The 21009-nt window shown below is 43.6% G+C and carries 20 protein-coding genes; 11 read left to right on the top strand and 9 right to left on the bottom strand.

All coding sequences use genetic code 11. The features are described 5' to 3' along the window. Positions 1-5: 5 nt before the first annotated feature. From B9G69_RS07575 to B9G69_RS07555, 5 genes are all read right to left on the bottom strand, one after another. The gene (locus B9G69_RS07575; RefSeq protein ID WP_088616116.1) at positions 6-1493 is read right to left on the bottom strand and encodes a HAMP domain-containing methyl-accepting chemotaxis protein; all 1488 of its coding nucleotides are present in this window, start codon (positions 1491-1493) and stop codon (positions 6-8) included. Positions 1494-1714: 221 nt separating this feature from the next. Beyond that, entirely contained in the window at positions 1715-2230 is a 516-nt protein-coding gene (gene hpt / locus B9G69_RS07570) for a hypoxanthine phosphoribosyltransferase (RefSeq protein ID WP_088616117.1), read from the bottom strand. Positions 2231-2244: 14 nt separating this feature from the next. Further along, positions 2245-2970 carry a tetratricopeptide repeat protein gene (locus B9G69_RS07565; RefSeq protein WP_254916940.1) on the bottom strand — a complete coding sequence of 242 codons (726 nt, stop codon included), beginning with the start codon at positions 2968-2970 and terminating at the stop codon, positions 2245-2247. After that, complete coding sequence (locus B9G69_RS07560; protein WP_265438022.1) at positions 2967-3638, bottom strand: outer membrane protein assembly factor BamD; 672 nt, start codon at positions 3636-3638, stop codon at positions 2967-2969. The genes B9G69_RS07565 and B9G69_RS07560 overlap by 4 nt, the downstream gene beginning before the upstream one ends. Positions 3639-3774: 136 nt before the next feature. Beyond that, positions 3775-4554 carry a tetratricopeptide repeat protein gene (locus B9G69_RS07555; protein WP_141096944.1) on the bottom strand — a complete coding sequence of 260 codons (780 nt, stop codon included), beginning with the start codon at positions 4552-4554 and terminating at the stop codon, positions 3775-3777. A 111-nt stretch (positions 4555-4665) separates the two neighbouring features. Between B9G69_RS07555 and B9G69_RS07550 the strand changes: the two genes are divergently transcribed. From B9G69_RS07550 to mltG, 5 genes are read left to right on the top strand one after another with little or no spacing between them, the layout of a single operon-like run. Beyond that, positions 4666-6042: an aminotransferase class III-fold pyridoxal phosphate-dependent enzyme gene (locus B9G69_RS07550; protein ID WP_088616119.1), complete on the top strand. Its 1377-nt coding sequence runs from the start codon at positions 4666-4668 to the stop codon at positions 6040-6042. Further along, complete coding sequence (locus B9G69_RS07545; protein WP_088616120.1) at positions 6043-7386, top strand: M20 family metallopeptidase; 1344 nt, start codon at positions 6043-6045, stop codon at positions 7384-7386. After that, positions 7383-8414 (top strand): arginine N-succinyltransferase, encoded by a 1032-nt coding sequence (locus tag B9G69_RS07540; RefSeq protein WP_088616121.1) that lies wholly within the window; start codon positions 7383-7385, stop codon positions 8412-8414. Before B9G69_RS07545 ends, B9G69_RS07540 begins: the two co-directional genes overlap by 4 nt. Beyond that, positions 8415-9932, top strand: a complete 1518-nt coding sequence (locus B9G69_RS07535) for a succinylglutamate-semialdehyde dehydrogenase (protein ID WP_088616122.1) — start codon at positions 8415-8417, stop codon at positions 9930-9932. Beyond that, positions 9932-11047 (top strand): endolytic transglycosylase MltG, encoded by a 1116-nt coding sequence (gene mltG, locus B9G69_RS07530; protein WP_088616123.1) that lies wholly within the window; start codon positions 9932-9934, stop codon positions 11045-11047. The genes B9G69_RS07535 and mltG overlap by 1 nt, the downstream gene beginning before the upstream one ends. On the opposite strand, the gene B9G69_RS07525 is transcribed toward mltG, so the two are convergent. Further along, positions 11048-11548, bottom strand: coding sequence for a hypothetical protein (locus B9G69_RS07525; protein ID WP_088616124.1), 501 nt, complete (start codon positions 11546-11548; stop codon positions 11048-11050). 83 nt (positions 11549-11631) lie between these two features. Here B9G69_RS07525 and lysC point away from each other — a divergent pair, with 83 nt between their 5' ends. From lysC to B9G69_RS07495, 6 genes are all read left to right on the top strand, one after another. Beyond that, on the top strand, positions 11632-12996 hold the full coding sequence (lysC, locus tag B9G69_RS07520) for a lysine-sensitive aspartokinase 3 (RefSeq protein WP_088616125.1): 1365 nt from the start codon (positions 11632-11634) through the stop codon (positions 12994-12996). After that, entirely contained in the window at positions 12996-13598 is a 603-nt protein-coding gene (locus B9G69_RS07515; RefSeq protein ID WP_088616126.1) for a nitroreductase family protein, read from the top strand. Before lysC ends, B9G69_RS07515 begins: the two co-directional genes overlap by 1 nt. Before the next feature lie 158 nt (positions 13599-13756). Next, on the top strand, positions 13757-14770 hold the full coding sequence (gene dusB / locus B9G69_RS07510; RefSeq protein WP_088616127.1) for a tRNA dihydrouridine synthase DusB: 1014 nt from the start codon (positions 13757-13759) through the stop codon (positions 14768-14770). A 259-nt stretch (positions 14771-15029) separates the two neighbouring features. Continuing rightward, positions 15030-16844, top strand: coding sequence for a translational GTPase TypA (gene typA, locus B9G69_RS07505; protein ID WP_088616128.1), 1815 nt, complete (start codon positions 15030-15032; stop codon positions 16842-16844). Next, positions 16844-17770: an ABC transporter ATP-binding protein gene (locus tag B9G69_RS07500; RefSeq protein ID WP_088616129.1), complete on the top strand. Its 927-nt coding sequence runs from the start codon at positions 16844-16846 to the stop codon at positions 17768-17770. The genes typA and B9G69_RS07500 overlap by 1 nt, the downstream gene beginning before the upstream one ends. Then, positions 17770-18558: an ABC transporter permease gene (locus B9G69_RS07495; protein ID WP_088616130.1), complete on the top strand. Its 789-nt coding sequence runs from the start codon at positions 17770-17772 to the stop codon at positions 18556-18558. The genes B9G69_RS07500 and B9G69_RS07495 overlap by 1 nt, the downstream gene beginning before the upstream one ends. A 15-nt stretch (positions 18559-18573) precedes the next feature. On the opposite strand, the gene mtgA is transcribed toward B9G69_RS07495, so the two are convergent. The 3 genes from mtgA to B9G69_RS07480 are packed head-to-tail and all read right to left on the bottom strand — an operon-like array spanning position 18574 to position 21002. Then, the gene (gene mtgA, locus B9G69_RS07490) at positions 18574-19431 is read right to left on the bottom strand and encodes a monofunctional biosynthetic peptidoglycan transglycosylase (RefSeq protein WP_088616131.1); all 858 of its coding nucleotides are present in this window, start codon (positions 19429-19431) and stop codon (positions 18574-18576) included. After that, a complete protein-coding gene (locus B9G69_RS07485; RefSeq protein ID WP_088616132.1) occupies positions 19432-20418 on the bottom strand; it encodes an SDR family oxidoreductase in 987 nt (328 codons plus the stop codon). Further along, positions 20415-21002, bottom strand: coding sequence for a phosphatase PAP2 family protein (locus tag B9G69_RS07480; protein ID WP_088616133.1), 588 nt, complete (start codon positions 21000-21002; stop codon positions 20415-20417). Before B9G69_RS07480 ends, B9G69_RS07485 begins: the two co-directional genes overlap by 4 nt. Positions 21003-21009: the final 7 nt, after the last annotated feature.

The following is a 21009-nucleotide window of genomic DNA, read 5'->3' as shown; positions in this document are numbered from 1 at the left end:
CCTGTTTAAGCAGCGGAAGACGACGCGTCTTCCGTATTATTTTGTATTTCTTCTGTTGTAGTTTTGTTTTTCTCGCCCACCAAGACGTGAAGCTGAGACATCATAACGCCAAGTTCCTGAGCTTGAGATTGCATATCTTCAGAGGCGCTTGTGACGTTACCCATGGATGCAGCGACGCCTTGCAAACTTTCATCGATTGATGTCAAAGCTGTTTTGACTTGATCGATACCGTGAGATTGCTCTTGGGAACCTTGTGCTACTTCTTGAATTAATTGGAACACGCGATTGGTATTTTCAACAATCGCTTTTAAGGATTTTTCACTGTCAGCTGCCAACTCAACACCCATCTGGCTTTTGGTGTTAGCTTCGTTGATCAGTCCTGAAATTTCTTTTGCAGCTTCAGCACTTTTTTGTGCAAGGGCGCGAACGGCGTCAGCAACAACAGCAAAACCTTTACCTTGTTCACCAGCACGGGCCGCTTCAACTGCTGCATTGAGAGCTAACAAATTAGTTTGAAAAGCAATGTCGTCGATCATATCTAAGATTTCTGTGATTTTTTTGGAATTCGTAGAAATTTCTGACATCACAGTGATCAAAGAATGAATTTTATTTTGGCCATGAGAAACGGCTTCTTGCCCGTCTTTGGAGATTTGAGCCGCTTGATTTGAGCTATCGGAATTCTTGCGCACGGTTTGACTTAAGTCTTCCATGGTCGCCACGATTTCTTCAAGTGCAGCAGCTGTGCTTGTTGTGTTGCTTGAAATAGAGTCGCTGGATTTCACCAGACCTTGCGTGCGACTTTCAACAATCTGTGCACTTGAATCCAGGCCGTCAGCAACTCCACGTAAGGAATTTTGAACGCTGCGAATGTTTAAAATACTTGTGATTAAGCCCAACAAGACAAAGAAAGTGGTGACGCCGATAATCGCATAGAAAGTAATCTTGAATAGCTTTGCAGCTGCTTCAGATTTATTAATACCCACCATGTAACTCTCATCAGTAAGGGCTTTCAGAGACTTATAGGCTTCGTCATAATATTTAGCAGAGCTATCCTGCAGAATTTTTTCTGCCAACGCCGTATCTTCTTTGTCCAATGCCGCTTTAAATTTATCGCTTTCGGCTTGATAGTTTTCCCACGACTTTAAAAAATCGTCGTAAAATTTGCGAAGATTGTCGGTCGTTATAAGAGGATCCAGCACTTTGGAATAAATGGTGATGTTACCCATCAGGGAATCCATCTCATCCATCACAAGTTTTCTTTCGTCTGTGCTTTGAGTCGCCAACAAATTGAATTCTAGTTTTCTATAGTTAACGACATTGATGTTGATATCGGCGGTTTTTCCTACGATCGGAAGCCACGTTTCAGCAATTTCAGAGGTGACAGTATTCTGACTCTTCAATTCAAAGAGTGAAAAAACATTGGTCAGCAAGCAAATCAATGTAAGCAATGCTGTGATAAATAAAAAGCGACCCTTCAGAGAAAGCTTAGACATTTCGTCCTCCGAGGTATTTTGTCGGTTTTTTAACAGGAGCGCTAAGGTCCAGTTCTCACGAAGACCTCAAAAATCAGTTATGGACAAGTTGACCTAGGTCCTAAAGACCCCTAAATTCGTTTTTAGGAGCCTTCCATGCAAAAACAGATGGTTTATTTGTACGTATTTTGTGTCGTTGTATTTTTCGTCGTAAACGTCGTCGTGTCTTAATTTAAGACAAACTAGTTTTTCATCGTATAGATATCAGGATAGTTTCTTCCAACTTCCTCTGAATCCATTCCGTAGCCAACTACATAACGGTCATCAATAGTTTTACCAATATAGTCTGCTTTGATTGGCAGTTCGCGACGAGCGGGCTTATCAAGCAGAGTGATGATTTTCAAAGATGCCGGAGCGGATGCGAATAAGCGGCTTCTTAGGAAGCTCAAAGTGCGACCTGTATCGATGATTTCTTCAACGATCAATACGTGTTTGCCGGCGATGTTCACAGAAATATCTTTAACGATCTTGATCGCGCCACCACGCTCAACTGCCTGAACGTAAACGAAATCCACTTGCTGAGGAAGATCCACTTGTCTCATTAAGTCTGCAGTGATGTGCATCGAACCACGCAATGGGCAGATAAATACGATCTCTTTCCCTTCGTAATCGTGCTCGATTTGTTTTGCCAAATCAGCAACCAACTCAGCAATTTCTTCTTTAGTAAGGAAAGGGACCATCTGTTCTTTAAGTGCCATGTGCGCCTCTGATTTTACAAATCAATTGATGTAATGCCTGCTGCTTGCGCCATCTTCAGATAACGAAGAGCTTCAGGATGTTGTGGATCCCGAATGAGGATATTCTCCCATTGTTCAGTAGCTTCAGCAATATTGTTCGAGTTGTAGTAAATGGCCCCAAGCTTTAGGCGAGCTGGAATAAGGTGCGGGTACTCGCGGATCAGAGACTTAAGATCTTTGATCGCTCGGTCGGTTTGATTTAACTGAACGTTAACTTCTGCCACTCGCAAAGTGATCTCTGCCTTGCGGCTGGACAGCTTTTGCGCTTTAAGCAGTTGCTCTAAAGCTTCGTTGTAGCGTTTGTACTGATAATACAAGTCTGCCAACTCTTCGTGTTTAGAAGCGAGCTTTTCATCAACGAATGGATCTTGTTTCCCAGACTTCTTATCAAGTTGAGCTTGAGCATCCAGGAAAACTTGTTTCCCTTCATCGTACTTACCAAGGTCATTCAAAATGATCGACAAACCAACACTTGCATCCGTGTATGTTGGATCGATTTCCAAAGCACGTTTGAAAGTTTTGATGGCTTTACTGAATTGGCCTTTGTCATAAGCGATTGTGGCAAGCATCTGGTAAACTTCGGGATTACGAGTGCTTTGCAGAAGCATTTGATTCAGAATCGGCTCGGCCATTTTGTAGTTCCCGTTGATGAAGTATCCACGGGCTTCAGAGATCATATCGTCTTGAAGAGAGGAAATCACTTCATCTCCTTTTCAGCCTGTTTTAATTCAGAGCTGCCTGGGAATTCCTTAGAAAGGATAGCGATGTATTTATTAGCCTTTGGATCATCACCGATTTTCTTTGCAGAAATCACGATGCGAGAAAGAGCCCTAGCATCAAAGCCCAAGTTTTTGTAATTCGTGTAAAGACCTTCATAGCGTTTCAAAGCGCTTTCGTAGATCTCGCGGATGAAATAGAAGTTACCGATGTAGTCTTCTTTTTCAGCCAACATTTTGATTGTCGCTGAACGTTTTTCTTTCGCTTCAGTTACGTACTCGGAGTTCGGATATTTCTTAATCAAATCAGTAAGATTGATAATGGTATCATTTGCCAAAGTTAAATCGCGATCAATCGTTGAAGGTAGCTGGTTGAAGTAACTCATGCCCAAACGGAATTGAACGTAAGCAGATTGCGGAGCCGTGGGGTGAAGCTCTTTAAACATCTGATACGCAACTTGTGCTTCAGCGTATGATTCTTGTTTGTAGTAAACATCTGCGATCGCCAGTTCTGCTTTCGTCGCAAAATTGCTGTAAGGGAATTTATTTTTAACTTCCGTGTAACGACGAATCGCTTCCTCGTAACGCTCCCCCTTATCGAATTCTTCTGCGATAGCAAAAGCACCGTCTGGAGTGTCGGAATTTCGTTCCATAGTGGAGCATGCGGAAATTAATAATCCTGATGCGCAAATAAGTGTCATGACTCGGAGCGTTTTTAGCATGCCGATATCATATTTTGGTCCAGAACCCACTGTCAATGAAGGTACTTATGGCGCGCTGCTATCAGAGTCAATTGGTGCGAAGAACAGCGGATTTTTTCACCCAGCCTGTGATTGAACCCGGGTAAGTGACTTGAACCCATTCATTATTGTCGTTTTGAACAATAACTTCCATGCCACCATACAGTTCTAAAAGAGCCACTTGGTTTTCCCCAGGTGCGGATTGAAGGGCCACTTTGTCGTCGACGATGGTGGCGCGAATGATGGATTGATCAAAAATTTTAAGTCCCAGAAGTGTCAGTGAAATTATAAAACCCACGGCCAGCATCGAACCTATAACTGGAATGCCTGGAAGAGCTTTTTCCTCTGCAAGTGCCCGGCGACGTTGACCCATAAAACCAATCAAAATCCAGCCAGCAGCGAAAAGTAAAAGAGCCGTCGTGATCAAATAGGCCACAACAGAGACCGGTGCCAGCAAGTTTGCGCGCACGCTTTCATATGTTTCTATCTGATGAGGAATTTCTTTAATGTCCATCTGTGATAACGCAAACTTTAGTCCAGCTTTTGCCTGCGTTAACTCGGGGTCACTGCTCAAAGCCTTTCGAAATAGGCCTATTGCGAGAGGTTTTTTACCCAATTGAAACTGGGCTAAAGCCAAGTTTGTGAGTGTAGTTGCGTTATAAGGATCTTTCTCAAGAGCTTTGGCAAATGCGTCACGTGATTTGTCGTACTCTTTTGCAGCATAATGCTGAGTTCCCTGCTTAAAGAGCGCAGCAAAATCTGCATCCTGTGTCCAAGCTAAAGTGGGCAAAATAAGAGTAAAAAAGAACACAATGAGTCGCGTTGTCATAGTCTCGAAGTTTATCCGGGTGTCTTGTCTTAGTCCAGAGCGAAGAGTAAACTGGACGGGCATTTCAAATAACATGGAGATGAAGGATTTTATATCTCCGCGAAAGGTATTATGAGCTCTCTTGTAGGCCATCAGATTCAACAATCCGAAAAAGTAAATTCTTTGATCAAAGAACTTGTCGGAGAAGTAACAAAAATTAATTCTTCACTTGAAGGCATCCGTGCTCCTCAAGATGCATTCAAAGATTCTGGCAAACAAAAAATTGAACAAACTGGATTATTGCGTGGCCGTCCTCTTCACTATCAATACATGGGTTCAGGTGCCGGTCGCGGCGTTTATGTTGAGCTTGAAGATGGCAGCGTCAAATTAGATTTGATCAATGGTATTGGTATTCACTTAATGGGTCACTCGAATCCCCGCGTGATGGCGGCGGCGGTGCGCGGCTCCCTTGCTGATATTTTGAACCAAGGTAATTTGCAACCAAACAACGAATATCGCCTATTCACTGAAAAACTTGTGCAAATCGGTTCTAAGAATTCTCGTTTGAAATACGCGTGGATTGCAACGTGCGGAACTATGGCGAACGAAAATGCCATTAAACTTTCTCGTCAAAAAAATTCTCCAGCGCGTTTTGTGATGTCATTTAAAGATGCGTTCGCAGGTCGTTCAACAATGATGGCTGAAGTTACTGACAACCCAGCTTATAAACAAGGCCTGCCAGAATATCATGAAGTTTTGCGTGTCCCTTTCTATGATAAACGCGATCCAAAATCGGGTGAAAAAGCTTTGGCTGCCATGAAAGAGCATGTGGCAAAGCACGAAGGCAATATTTCTGCATTCGGTTTTGAACCGATGTTGGGTGAGGGAGGATACCAAGCGGCTCCTCGTGAATTCTTTGTGCCGCTTTTGGAGTTCTGTAAATCTAAAAACATCGCTGTTTGGGCTGACGAAGTTCAAACATTCACTCGCACAGGCGAATACTTTGCTTTTGAAACATTGGGCCTAGGTCAATACATCGACATCTGCACAATCGCAAAAACGGCACAAGTTGGTGCGACTCTGTACACTGAAGAGTACAATCCAAAACCAGGTTTGATCGCTGGTACGTTTTCGGGTGCTTCCCCGTGTTTGGCTGCGGGTGTAGAGATGTTGAATATGCTTTCTGAAGGTTTCTTGGGGCCGTCAGGTCGCATTCAACAAATTCATAAACGTTTCATCGATGGTATTAATAAAATGAATGATACAACTTGCAAAGGTCTTGCGACGGATGCAGGTGGTATGGGCTTGATGGTTGCGTTCACTCCGCACGACGGTAAAAAAGAAAGTGCAAATTCTTTCTTGAATAAACTGTATGCAAACGGCGTGATTGCATTCCCTTGTGGTAAAGATCCTGTGCGCGCACGTTTCTTGATCCCGGCAATTATTCAGGACCAAGACATCGATATTGCCTTGCAAGTGATTGAAAAAACACTTCTTGAAGGGGTGTAGTTGGATTTCATCGAGTCTTGTCGTCAGTTGATTGCGATCGATAGTGCTCCCGCTCATGGCAATAAAGAGATTGCAAGGTGGGCGGCTGCTTTTTGTCGTCAGCGCGGTTTGATCGTTGAAGAACAGATCGAAATTGTTGGTGACCTGGAGCAAGTAAACATTATCGCGCGCCCGACGTCGGAGCGTCCTAGTGCTGAATTTTTGTTTCAGACACACTTGGACACCGCAGACCCTGGGCCGTTTGCTTTATGGACTGAAACGGGAAGTAACCCGTATGACGCCCACATTATTGATGGCAAGATTTATGGGCTGGGTACGGCCGATGTGAAACTTGATTTTCTGTGTAAGCTTGAAGCGATAGCGGCTTTCAAAGACCGCGCGTGGCGTTTGCCTCCGGTATTGGTGGGAACTTTCGGCGAAGAAACAGGAATGCAAGGGGCATTAAAGCTCATTCGCAAAAATAAGGTTTCTGCGAAGATGGCGTTAATCGGGGAGCCCAGTGATCTGCGTTTGGTGAATGCCGCAAAAGGTTTTGCCACGGTGGAAATTCGAATTCCTTTTTCTGAAGAAGAAATTCGCTATCGTGACGAACACAATTTACGCGAAAGTACGTCAACGCAATCTAAGTTATTCCAAGGTAAGGCAGCACATTCTTCGATGCCTCACTTAGGTGAAAGTGCGATTAAAAAAATGCTGGAGTATTTAACGATGCTGCCAGATTCGGTCAACATCATGGAGATCGACGGTGGTATTAACTTTAACACAGTTCCGAGCCACGCGTTTTTAGAAATCGATATGGTGTCTCCGGTTAAGAAACCAATCTCAGGTAGGCTTGCAAATATTTATCGCGGCCTGCAAGAGTTGGAGAAAGAATTTTTGAAACACAAGGATGAGGAGTTCTTTCCAAGCACTCCGACATTGAATATCGGTTTAATTCGTACGAACGAAAACGATGTACAATTATCCGGAAGCTGCAGACTGCCGCCCATCATCACGCATGAAGTTTATGAGAAATGGATGGAGCAGCTGCGAAGCTTGTGTGAACAAAACGGTGCGATCTTTAGTGTGAATGACTATAAAAAACCATTCCGCACTGAAGTGAACTCGATCCTGATTAAAGGTTGTTTGGATGAATTGCGCTCCCTAGGTTTGAATGCCGAGCCAACGACGCAGCCTTCAACAAATGAGGCGAGCATTTTTTCTCGTATCGGTGTCGATTGCGCATGTTTTGGTCCGGGAAAAAGAGAAGGAAACGTTCACACACCTCAAGAACATGTGGCCATTGAGGATTTGTATAAGGCCATCGAATTTTATAAGAAAGTCATCGAAAGGTTTTGCTTATGAGTTTTCTAATAAGACCTGTTCGGCACGACGATTTAAACCAGTTGGTTGATTTGGCAAAACAGTTCAATCTGTTGAATTTGCCAGGAGATAAGAAAGTTTTAAGCGAAAAGATTGATCGCAGTGAACAATCCTTTGCAGACAAACTGGATAAATCCAAAGCTGAATATCTTTTTGTAGTCGAAGATCTGGAAGAAAAACAGATCGTGGGAAGTTCTTTGATTCTTGCCAAACATGGCAACGAGGAAGTCCCGCACAGTTATTTTAAAATTATTAAACGCGATCATTTTTCCCAAGATTTGGGAATTGGGTTTATTCATCAAGTATTGCGCTTCCAGCTGGATTTCGACGGTCCAACTGAAATCGGAGGACTTCTTGTCGACAGATCGTATCGCCGTCGTCCTGAAAAACTTGGTAAGCAAATCAGTTTAACTCGTTTCTTGTACATGGCACTTTATCCTGAAAAGTTTGAAGAGCGTGTTCTGTGCGAGTTAACTCCACCCCTCACTGATGAAGGACGTAGTGAGTTCTGGGAGGCCTTGGGTAGAAGATTTACAGGTCTGCCATATCAAGAGGCGGATGCTTTAAGTCAGTCACACAAAGAATTTATCGAAAGTCTTTTCCCGCAAGAAGATATTTACTTAGCTCTTCTTGATTCAAAAGCTCGCTTGGTTTTAGGCCGCGTGGGAGAAGCAACAAAACCCGCACAACATCTTCTAGAAAGTATTGGCTTTAATTATCTTGATGAAGTCGATCCGTTTGATGGGGGTCCTCACTATGGTGCGCAGACTGCAGATATCTTGCCTATAAAAATGGGTAAACGTCTGATGGTAGCAGATGGTAAGGATTGTACTTTTAAAGAACAGTATTTAATTGCCACTACGGGAGAAGAATTCCGAGCCACCATGTGTTCAGTGGATATCCGTGATGGCGAAGTTATTCTGCCTGCCAAAGCTCGCCAAATATTAGGCGTTGAAGTTGGAGAACAAGTTTTTGCAGCCCCTTTTCACTACAATAGAGGAAGACAATAAATGAGCACCACTATTTTTCCTATCAATTACAAAGGTGACTTTATCAATGGTAGCTTCGTTCAAGTTCAAAAAGGTGACGGGGAAGTTAAAAACTTAAGCCCCGCTGACCTGAATGATTTAATCATGACGGTGCCATTTAAGCACGATCATATGGATGAAGCTTGTGTGGCTGCCAAAAAAGCGTATCCGAAATGGGCGACTCTTTCGATGGACGAAAGAAGAACCTATTTAATGCGTTTAAAAGAAATGTTTGATTCTCACGCAGAGCAATTTGCACAAATTATTTCTCGCGATACGGGTAAGCCTTCGTGGGAAGCAATGACTGAAGCAAAAGCCTTGGGAGCTAAAATCGACATCACTTTGAATCAGTCGATTAAACTTGTTGCAGACGAAAGAATTCCAAATGCCCTTCCGCAAGTGGAGGGTGTGATTCGCCACCGGTCTCGTGGTGTGATGGCAGTTGTGGGTCCTTTCAATTTCCCGGCGCATTTGCCAAATGGTCATATCATTCCTGCATTGATCGTGGGTAACACAGTTGTATTTAAGCCTTCCGAACAAACGCCTGCTGTGGGCCAATTCATGGCAGAGATGTTTGAAAAAGCGCAGTTCCCTCCAGGCGTCTTTAATATGGTTCAGGGCGATGGGGCCGGCGGTGGTCGCCTGGTTGCAAACGAACATGTAGACGGCGTTTTATTTACGGGATCATACGAAGTCGGTTTGAAAATCAAACAAGAGACTTTAAATCATTATTGGAAAATTCTTGCACTTGAAATGGGCGGTAAGAACGCGACGGTGGTTTGGGAAGACGCTGATATGGATAAAGCGGTTTACGAATCGCTTGTGGGTGCCTATATGACGGCCGGTCAGCGCTGCTCTTGCACAAGTCGTATTATCGTTCATCCAAAAATCGCTGACGAATTTACTGAGAAGTTCTATCAAGCAGCTAAAAAACTTTCGATTGGTCACTGGACTGAAAATACATTCATGGGTCCTTTGATCACGTCGGCATCTGTTGAAAAATACATCCGCTTTCAAGAGATCGCGAACCGTGAAAACTGCGAAAGTTTGATGCGTGGTAAGTCTCTGGATCTGAAAAACAAAGGTTACTATGTAACTCCATCGATCCATTTGGTGAAAAAGTTTGATCCAAACTCCGTGTATCAAAAATCTGAAATCTTTGGTCCAAACGTTGCTATCTATACAACAGGCGATTGGAATCATGCGATGGAAATTGTGAACTCCACGGGTTACGGTTTGGTGATGGCGCTGTTCTCTAAGAACAAAGAGCTTTATGAAGATGCTTTGTTTAAAGCGCGCGTTGGCTTGTTAAACTGGAACCGTACAACCAATGGTGCAAGCTCTCGTTTGCCGTTTGGTGGTATGGGTAAATCAGGAAATGACCGTGCATCTGCTCACTATGCTATTCAATATTGCACAGTGCCAGTGGCAAGTCTTGAGGATCCAACTCCATTTGATCCGACCAAGATTCTTCCTGGCATGAACTTGGACATGAAGTAATGAAAAAAACAGCAGTTGTTCTTGTTAGTGCTTTCGTAGCTTTGATCGTTGCCGTCGGCGTTTGCGTTGGCTTTTTGGGCTATCAGTATGCTTCAACTGCGCCAAGCAATATCGCACAAGATGTGGTTTACGAAGTGGTGCCGGGCAAGGCCTTTAACACCATTGCCAAAGATCTTGAAAACAAAGGGCTGGTTCGCAATGCATTCTTCTTTTCCATGTACGCTCGTTTTAAGAATGAACGTTCGAAAGTTAAAGTTGGAGAGTATTTGCTTCGCACAAACATGAACCCCGGTGAGGTTTTGGATGTCATTACGTCAGGAAAAAGTATCGCTCGTGCCTTTACTGTGAGTGAAGGCCTTAGCATTTACGAGATTTCCGAACTTTATGAAAAAGAGGGTTTTGGAACTGCTGCGGAATTCATGCGTTTGGTACGTGATCCGCAATTGATCCAAACTCTGTTGGGCGAAAAGCAGGAAAGCCTTGAGGGTTATTTATTCCCTGAAACTTACATGTTAACAAAGTTCACAGATACAAAAGGGCTTATCACCGCCATGGTGAAACGATTTTTGTATGTATATAATGAAATACAGCCGCAGTCTAAATTGAAAGGCTGGAGCCGTCATCAGATCGTAACACTTGCAAGTATTGTTGAAAAAGAAACAGGCGCTCCTCAAGAACGTCCTAAAATTTCTTCTGTTTTCCATAATCGTCTTCAAAAAGGGATGAAGCTGCAAACGGACCCGACGATTATTTACGGTAAAGCAGAGACATTAGGTAAAATTGTAATCAACATCACTCGCGCAGACCTTTCTGCTCCGACAAGATATAACACTTACGTTATTTCTGGTCTGCCGCCGGGACCGATCGCAAATCCGGGGCGTGAGGCGCTGTTGGCAGCAATGAATCCTGAAGTGACGGGATATCTGTTTTTTGTGAGTCAAAATGACGGAACCCATGTGTTTTCCGAAAATTATGAAGCACACAATGCAGCTGTGAAACGTTTTCAGCTGAACGCAAAGGCTCGTGAAGGCAAGTCTTGGAGAGATCTAAAGGCGAAGCCCGCGGGGCAAAAAGAAACGGGCGCTGGTACTGGAACAAAAAAGGCAACCCCTTAATTAGTTGGTTGGGCTGTCCTCTGGAGAGCTCATCTTATCAAAGCCATGTGTCGTTGAATTATACTTAAAGATATTTAATCTTGGCACCATCTGATCATCGAAAGTCGGTGCCACAATCTCTAACGTCCCATCACCGTCGTAATCTGTCAGAGCCAAATTCGTCGAGTTTCCTTTTAAAGAAAAATACCCATCACGATTTTCAGACAATGGAATCTTTGCGATCATCGCCATGCCGCCACCGTCTGCATCAGTCTTGTAGACTTCGAGCTCTAGGAAATTCTTGCTGTGAATCTTTAGAACAGTGACGTTGGGTCCTTCGGGCGTCAAACTGCCGCTGACCTTGGCGATCACCGTTCGACTGTCAGAGGAAAACAGCTCTTTCACCGAGTTACGCAGGTTTGGAATAACTGCGACTGTGGTCACGATCATCGCAACGATGGCCAAACTAACCATCAGAAGAATTTCTTTTTTAGTGAAAGTAGAATCTGTTTTTGAAGTCATAGGAAAAAGTTTGCCATAAAGTCATTGAAGTAAAAACAAGAAAAGACTTAAGATGCTGGAGATTGTTTCTTGGGGAGGATTTGATGGCAAAGCTTATTGTTTCAAAATTCGGTGGCACCTCCATGGGAGATGCAGAGTGCATGCTCCGCAGTGCTGAAGTCGCATTTAGGCAGAATTCCAGCATGGTGGTGGTTTCCGCAACGTCTGGAACAACTAATGACCTGATTGCCTTAGGAACAAAAGCGGAAAAGGGCAACTGGTCCGAATGCGAAGCTTTGCTGGTAAAAATGCAAGAGCGCCACAGAAAAATTGCGAGTGATCTCAATTCCAGTGTTGATTCCAATAAAAAACTAGAATCCCTTTTCGAAGAAATGCACTCGTTGGCAAAAGGTGTTCAGCTTTTAAGAGATTGTTCTGTGAAAGCCATGGATGCATTGATGAGCTTGGGTGAACGTATGTCGTCGGTGCTTTTTACTGAAGCCATGGCGACTGTTTTGAAGAATCATGGATCTTTGAAAACGGCCCAGTTACTAGATGCAAGAGAAGTTCTTAAAACCGATGATGCCTTCGGAAAGGCCAAGCCGTTGACGGCTGTAGTTGCGACTCACTGCCAACGCCATTTGCCACAGATTCGCGACATGAAAACGGTGATTGTTACCCAAGGTTATATAGGTAGCACTGAGGAAGGTATGACGACGACGTTGGGTCGTGGTGGCAGTGACTACTCAGCAGCGATTTTGGCAGAAGGTATTGCTGCCGATATCCTAGAGATTTGGACTGACGTTGCGGGTATCGCGACAACGGACCCTCGCTTGTGTCCGAAAGCAAAGCCGATCCCAGAAATTTCTTTCAAAGAAGCTTCAGAGCTAGCGACTTTCGGTGCAAAAATCTTACATCCGGCAACGCTTCTTCCAGCGATTAGAAAGAATATTCCCGTCTTTGTAGGATCAAGCTTTGATGCGGAAGCAAAAGGTACGTGGGTTCGCAAAGAGGTCGATCAGCACCCGTTGATTCGCGCAATGGCTCTTAGAAAAAAACAAATTTTGGTGACTCTTTCCACTCCGGAAATGCTTCATGCTCATGGTTTCTTATTTCAAATTTTTAAAATTTTTAACGACCACAAAGTCAGTATTGATGCAATCACGACTTCAGAAATTTCAGTCAGTGTAACTCTTGATAATTCTGAATTGCTCAATAAAAAATTGATCTCGGATTTATCTGAAATCGCGGATGTTCAGGTGGAAGAAAATCTGTGTTTGGTATCTTTGATCGGCAACAACATCAATCACACATCCGGCCTTGGTAAAGATATCTTTGATACGATTGCAGATATCAACGTGCGTATGATTTGCTTGGGTGCAAGTAAGCATAATTTCTGCTTCTTAGTCAGCGAAGAGCAAGGTGCAGAAACAATTCAAAGACTGCACAAAAAATTTGTAGAGGCCTAATGAATAAAGAAGATTTCTATCAATTGCTTGAGTCCCGCAAATCGATTCGAAAATTCAAACCAGAAGCAGTTCCTAAAGAGGTCATAGAGCGCGTGCTTGCAGCCGCGATGCAGGCTCCTTCAGGAAAAAATCGTCAGAACTGGCGTTTTTTTGTGGTCACGGGGAAAAAACGTGACGAGTACATGCAGTATTCTCAAAAATCGTGGACAGGAATTAAGGATATTCTTCAGCAACGATTGAAGCCGTCTTTGTATACATTTACGGAAAGATTTTTCTATACCTTAGGTGATGCACCGGTTTTAGTTTTCGCATACTCGCACAATGATTCCGAAGAGCGCTATCACACCAGCATCGGCTCCGTGTACATGGCTGTGGAAAACTTGAATCTTGCGTGTTTGGTAGAAGGATTAGGTTGTTGCACAATGGGTGCGCCCCTTGAAATCAAGGAGGACGTGGATAAGTTTTTAGGTGTGGATAAACTTGCGGAATACCAGCGAGGGGAGCTGGAGCTTCTTTGCGGTGTCGTGATTGGTTACCCGGATCACAATCCTCCCAAGGCTCCACGTCAGACAGACGGAAGAATTACTTGGATAAGCGAGTAAACAAACATCATCTTTTGCTTAAGCTAAGTAACTGATATTACACGTTTTAGTTGCAACTTTGGAGCGCCTGCAGAGTCCGTTTCTTTGACATGTAAATTCCGTCTAAGGGGTTGTTTTCAGTACCTTTTTGGATGCAACCTTGATATACCGCATCCCTTATGAATCCAGTTCAAGCCATTAAGACAAATCCGTTCGTCCTTGCCCCTATGGCAGGGATCACAGATCACGCATTTCGCACGTTCATGAAAAAGCTCGACGCCAGCGTCGTAGTAACTGAACTTGTGAGTGCCTCTGGCATTGAATACAAATCTGAAAAAACACTGAAATTAATGGGCTATGACGAAGTTCAAAGACCTATTGGGATTCAACTATTCGGCGAAGATCCGGAAATTTTAGCGCGTGCTGCTCAATTTGCGGAAGCAGACGGCTGCGATTTTATCGATTTAAATTTCGGTTGCCCTGTTCCAAAAGTTGTAAAAAAAGGCGCGGGGTCAGCGATGTTGAAAGACCCGGTGCAAATGCAAAAGGTTTTGTCGGCGGTCAAAGCGGCTGTGAAAATTCCAGTGACAATAAAAATCCGTACGGGTTGGGACTCAACAACTCGCAACGCATCTGAAATCTGTAATATCGCATACAACGAAGGCATGGAGTGGGTTGCAATTCACGGCCGTACTCGGAATCAGGGTTATACTGGTTTTGCTGACTGGGACTTTATCACTGAAGTTAAAGCCAATGCGAAGTTGCCGATTCTGGGTAACGGAGACATTCTCACACCTAAACAGGCCGTTTTAAGATTGGAACAGTCTGGTTGTGACGGTGTTATGATTGGTCGCGGCTGCCTTAAAAATCCGTTTATTTTCATGGACGCCTTGTCCCTATGGCGCGGAGAAGCGATTAAAGACGTTAAACGTGATTATGTGAGCTTGTTTAACAGCCTGAAAACTGAAATCGTTGCGCATTGTGATGAACACATCACAGGGATTCAGTTGAGAAAGTTTGCAGCTTGGTTCTCGACAGGGTATCCTGGTGCTGCACAATTCAGGAAGAATCTTTTCCAATCCAAAAGCAATGAAGAGATCATGGACCTTGCTAACGAATTTTTCGCTGGCGTAGGTAATGTTGAGCAAGAAGATCAGTCCAAAGAGGACTTCCTGATGGGAGGACATGGTTAATACCTGTCCTTGCTGCTTCGGACAGTCCTCGCTCGTTGTGTATTGAGTTGGCTGTCGCAGAAGTTTTCGAGGCTCGCTGTGGAACTTGCATCAAGGACAGGTATTAACCATGTCCTTCCAACGCAGCTCTCGGAAGGATTTTTTCAACACACCTCCTAGCTAAAATTCGTTAGCAGAGGAGAGATTTGACGAAATCCTGAAATGTTTTATTTAAAGTTTTGTTTTAGTTTACAAGATTCAATTTAATGAAGGGTTAAATATGATTCAAGATCCGAAGAAGATTAGAAATATCGCGATCATCGCGCACGTCGACCACGGTAAAACAACTCTGGTAGACCACTTGATTAAGCAAGCCGGTACATTCCGTGAAAATGAGCACGTTGATGATCGTTTGATGGACTCCATGGATCTTGAAAAAGAGCGTGGTATCACGATCGCAGCAAAAAATGCGTCGTTCGTTTACAAAGACATCAAAGTAAATATCGTAGATACTCCGGGACATAGTGACTTCGGTGGTGAAGTTGAACGTATCCTAAACATGGTTGATGGTTGTATCCTTCTTTGCGACGCCTCTGAAGGTCCACTTCCACAAACACGTTTCGTATTGAAAAAAGCTCTTGAGCAAAACTTGAAAGTTATCGTTTGTATCAACAAGATCGATCGTTCAGACGCTCGTATCCAAGAAGTACACAACGAACTTTTCGATTTGTTCATCGATCTTGAAGCAACTGAAGAACAATGTGATTTCCACACTGTTTACGCAATCGCGCGTGAAGGTATGGCGACTTTGGATCCAGCAGTTAACACGGGCTCTCTAGAAGTTCTTTACGATGCTATCGTAAATCTAGTTCCACCTCCAAAAATTGACGAAAACGCTCCATTGCAAGTTATGGTTTCTAATATCTCTTACAATGATTACGTAGGTCGTTTGGCGATCGGTCGTATGCGTGCAGGCCAAATCAAAGTTGGTGACGAAGTTGTTTGCGTTCAAGCAAATGGTCAGAAAAAAGTTAAAGTATCTGCTTTGTACCAATACAAAGTGAACTCGCAAGTTCCAGCCCAAGAAGTTGGTGCCGGTGACATCGTTGTTATCGCAGGTATGGAAGACTTCACTATCGGTGATACTATTACTTCTGCTACTGATCCACGTCCTCTTCCACGTATCCGCGTAGACGAGCCGACAGTAGGTATGATCTTCTCGGTAAATAACGGTCCTTTCGCAGGTATGGAAGGTAAGAACGTTACTTCTCGTAAGATCCTTGAGCGTCTTGAAAGAGAATTGTTGTACAACGTTGCAATCCGCGTAGAAAAAACTGAGAACACTGATGCGTTCAAAGTTGTAGGTCGTGGTGAGTTGCAATTGGGTGTATTGATCGAGCAAATGCGCCGTGAAAACTTCGAGCTTCTAGTTTCTAAACCATCCGTTGTCTTTAAAGAAGAAAACGGCGTGAAAATGGAGCCGATGGAGATCGCGGTTATCGATATCGAAGACGCTTACGTTGGTGCGGTTACTGAAAAGCTTGGTAAACGTAAAGGCGTAATGACGAACATGGTTCAAAAAGGATCTGGTCGTACTCGTCTTGAATTCCGTATTCCTTCACGTGGTTTGATCGGTTACCGTTCAGAGTTCCTGACGGATACTCGTGGTACGGGTCTTTTGAATACTCAATTTGACGGTTGGGACCAATACAAAGGTGAAATCGAACACCGTATGAATGGTGCGATGATTTCTGACCGTAAAGGCCAAGCTACTGCATTCGCGATCTGGAATCTTCAAGAGCGTGGTGTTATGTACGTAACTCACGGTCAAGATGTGTACGAAGGCATGATCGTAGGCGAGCATGCTAAGGACAATGATCTAGAAGTAAACATCACTCGTGAGAAGAAATTGTCAAACGTACGTGCTTCGGGTTCTGATGAAGCTATCCGTCTAGTTCCAGTACGTCCTATGACATTGGAAAAAGCGATGGAATGGATCAAAGACTCTGAGTTGATCGAAGTGACTCCGAAGAACATCCGTCTTCGTTGCCGCGAAACTGATCCAAACAAACGTGCAAGAGCAGCGAAGGAATAATGAACTCAAACGTCGCCATTGAAATTAAAGATTTAACCAAAAAGTACGACGATAAAGTCGCAGTCGATGGAATAAATCTGGAAATTTACAAAGGCGAATGTTTCGGTCTATTAGGTCCAAACGGGGCAGGCAAAACTACAGCCATGAAAATGATGTATTGCTCTGCCCTCGTAACAAGCGGGGAGCTCTATGTACTAGGGCTCAACGTTAAAAAGAACTTTCGCGAAATTAAATCCCGTATCGGCGTCGTTCCTCAGGAAGACGGTCTTGATCCTGACTTTACGGTCCTTGAAAATCTCTCTGTCTATGCTAGCTACCACAATATCAATCCTGCTGAGGCCGATTTGCGTGCCCAGGCATTGTTGCGTTTGATGAAGCTTGAGGAATACCAAGACCGTTCCGTGGAAACGTTAAGCGGTGGTATGAAACGTCGTCTGGCGATCGCGCGTGGTTTGATCAACTCTCCTGAAGTAATTTTCTTGGATGAGCCAACAACGGGCTTAGATCCACAAGCGCGCATCTGGATCTGGGACTTCTTTAAACATTTAAAATCTGAAAAAAGCACTTTGGTGCTAACTACGCATTATATGGAAGAAGCCGAGCAGATGTGTGATCGGGTTGCGATCATCGACGGCGGAAAAATCCTAACCATTGGTAAGCCCAAGGACCTGATCCGTGATCTTATTGGTAAGGAAGTAGTCGAATTTGATACGAACCCCGTGGATTTGAATTATTACTTGGGTCGCCTGCGTGCCGAAGGATTTGCTTATCAAGTTATTAAAGATACAGTTTCTGTTTTGGTTAAAGAAAATCAAGAAGGCCGCAAGGTCGTAGATTTAATTGCTAGTGATAAAATCTTTATTCGTAAACCAACGTTGAACGATGTGTTCTTGAAATTGGCAGGACACCAACTGAGGGATGAATAATGAAGTTAAAGCAGGTCTTCTCAGTCCCTAAGTTCAATGATGGTGCTTTGAAAGTATGGCAGCGTAACTTTTTATATTTCAAAAAGACCATGCTGGTTTCATTGTTCTGGATTGTTCTTGAGCCCGTAATTTACCTGGGCGCTATCGGTTTTGGTTTGGGTTCATTTGTCGATAATATGGGCGGAATGTCTTATATCGAATTCTTCTTCCCAGCACTTCTTTGTACGACGGCTATGTTAGTAGCGTTTTTTGAAAGCACCTACGGCAACTACACTAAGCTTACTCATCAAAAAGCATACGCAACTATAATGCTGACTCGTGTGGGGCCAGAGGAAATCGTTGCGGGCGAGCTTATGTGGGCCGCGACCAAAGGTTTCTTTGGAGTGTTAGGGGTGACTATTGTAGCCGTGTTTTTCGGCCTAATAGATTCTTATAAAATTTTGTTAGCTCTTCCAATATTGTTTCTGATTTCTGCGCTGTTTTCTTGCATCGGTATGATCTTTACTTCGATCGCCAGAAACTATGACTCTTTTATTTATTCAACGTCGGGTTTGATTGTTCCTATGAGTTTGCTCAGTGGAACTTATTTTCCATTAGAACAATTGCCATCGGGTATGCGCTATTTGGCGTATCTGTTCCCGCTGACTCATGGTGTGGCCGCAGTTCGCGGAATTTTGCACGAAGGAAATCTGATCTGGATTGGCGTCCATATCTTGATCTTGCTTGTGCTGACTTGGGTTTGCATGAACATATCGTTTCACCGAATCCGCAACAAGCTTCTGAAATAGTCTGGTGACATCTATCTAATTGGGAAGTTCTTCCGGTTGCAAATCAAGCTCCGAACTTCCTGATGTGCCTTCTTCGCGAATCTCTTGTTCTAATCGTTCAATTTCATCATTACTCAAGCTAAAGCCACCCTCATCCATCGGTGGGGGCGCAGGGCTTAGGAAGTTTTGAATTCGTTCCATTGCGACTTCGTATTGGCCTTGGTCAATGTTGTGAAACTGATACATATATTGAACGATTTGGCTCATACGTTTACGAGCAAATCCAGTCAGTTCTTTTTTATAATAGGATTGAGAGTATTTAATCGGACTTGGCAGAACCATCGCCATAAAAGCACTTTCCACAACATCGAGTTCTGCGGGAGATTTTTTAAAATAAAACTGTGCGGCGGCTTTGATGCCATAGATATTTTTTCCGAACTCTACGACGTTTAAATACTTTTCTAAGATTTCTTTCTTAGTCAGCGTTCTTTCTATGCGATCAGTGATGATTGCTTCTAAAGCTTTGCGAAAGAAAGTTCTGTCGGCACTTAAAAACATATTCTTAGCAAGCTGTTGAGTGATGGTGGAACCGCCGCGTTTGTATACACCCGTTTCCCATCCTTGACGGAAGTTCTTTTCGATAGTTGCCCACTCAAACCCGTGATGCTTATAGAAGTTACCATCTTCGGTCATGATGATTGTTTTTTGAAGGTAGGGGGAGATCTGTTTTAATGGAACATAGTTTTTGGATGTGGGACACAGATCAACTTTATACATCGTCGTAACGATACAGCCTTTGATGTCTTTTTCAGTTGGTAACCATGACCAGACAACAGCTGCAGCAGTGACCATAATAGCAACGATAATGGCAAAAAATAATCCAGCGGCTTTCATCTATTTGATCATCCCTTGTTCTTTAATCCATTGGATGCTGTTGTGAATAGCTTGTCTTGCTGGTCTTGGGTGAAAGTTCAATTCGCGCTGTGCTTTGGAAGAATCAAACCAGTGATACATTGTGGCCGTATGGGCGTTTTCTTTGCTTAAAGGTCCTTTAAAACCCATCTTTTCCATAAAATCGCCAACGGTGCCAACCATGTGTAATAGTTTATCCGAGAGTTGCCTATGCGGAGGTGTCACTCCAGCTTCCTCGGCGATCATACGGAATAAATCTTTGATCAGAATATTTTCGCCTGCCAGAATATAACGTTCACCTTTTTTGCCGATTTTCCACGCGCTGATGATTCCTTGGATGACGTCTTCGACAGCCACAACATTGACCCCACCTGAAGTGTAAAACTTAAGTTTACCTTGGGCTACTTTTAACATCATTTTGCGGCTGCCTTTTTTGGCATCGCCAAAACCGTAAATCGTTGCGGGATTTAAAATAACGGCATCGATTTCACCTTTGTCACAGGCCTTTTTAACCAAAAGTTCCGCCGCATGTTTTGTTTCAAAATAACCGAGATCTAAATCGTGGATATTGAATTCCGAATTTTCGTTGAGTACTTCGTCGGGTGTATATCCTGCGCCGATAGCCACAACCGAAGATAGGTGGACCAAGCGACGAACCTTGCGTTCCTTGCAAACTTCAATCACGTTTGCGGTTCCTTGAACATTTACTTTTTCCATCAAGGCCCGATCGGAAGCCTTATAAGCAACCACTCCCGCTAGATGGAAAACCGTATCGATATCTGTGACTGTTTCAAGCAATGAAACCACGTCTGTAACGTCGCCGTAACGATACTGGCAATTGACGCCTTTTAGTTCAGACAGATCGCTGTTCTTGCGAACCAACGCGAATACTTCGTGTCCTTCTTTTACAAGTTCACGAGTAAGCCAGCTGCCTAAAAATCCGTTTGCACCAGTAACTAATACTTTCATGTTGCTTCAGCCTCGTTGTCAGTTTCATCAAAACGTGCCAGGACTCTTTGGCAGAATCTTGCCATCATAATTCCAAGTATAATTCCTAACATTGCACCGGCGACGACATCCGTAGGAAAATGCACTCCGTTATAAATGCGGCTGTATCCGATCACAGTGGCTAGTGTGAACATAGGAATAACCATCGCGGGAAATATCACAGAAACAAACGTGGCAAAATTAAACATGTTTGTCGCATGATTTGAAACGAAACTGTATCCTCCAAAGGGAGCTCGCACTGTAACCTGCAACCCCTGGGTGTCAGCAGGCCTTGGACGTTGAACAGTTTTCTTAAAGGCCCAATTTCCAACAGCATCGGAAAGAGAAACACTTAGAACTGCCATCACAAAAATGGTGCAGCCCTTTTTCCATCCACGTCTCCAAATAAAAAGACCAATGATCAGCGGGATCATCAAAAGTTTTACAGGATTCTTCTTATGAAGGTCTGTAACAAATGGAAAAAAAATATCAGCCCATGGGGCTGTCCAATCTGAATTGATCAGAATGAAAAGACGTTTATCGAGGTTCAAAATAAAGTCGAGCATGATAGGG

This window comes from Bdellovibrio sp. SKB1291214 (assembly GCF_002209355.2).
GTDB lineage: Bacteria > Bdellovibrionota > Bdellovibrionia > Bdellovibrionales > Bdellovibrionaceae > Bdellovibrio.
This window is presented reverse-complemented; position numbering and strand designations above follow the sequence as displayed.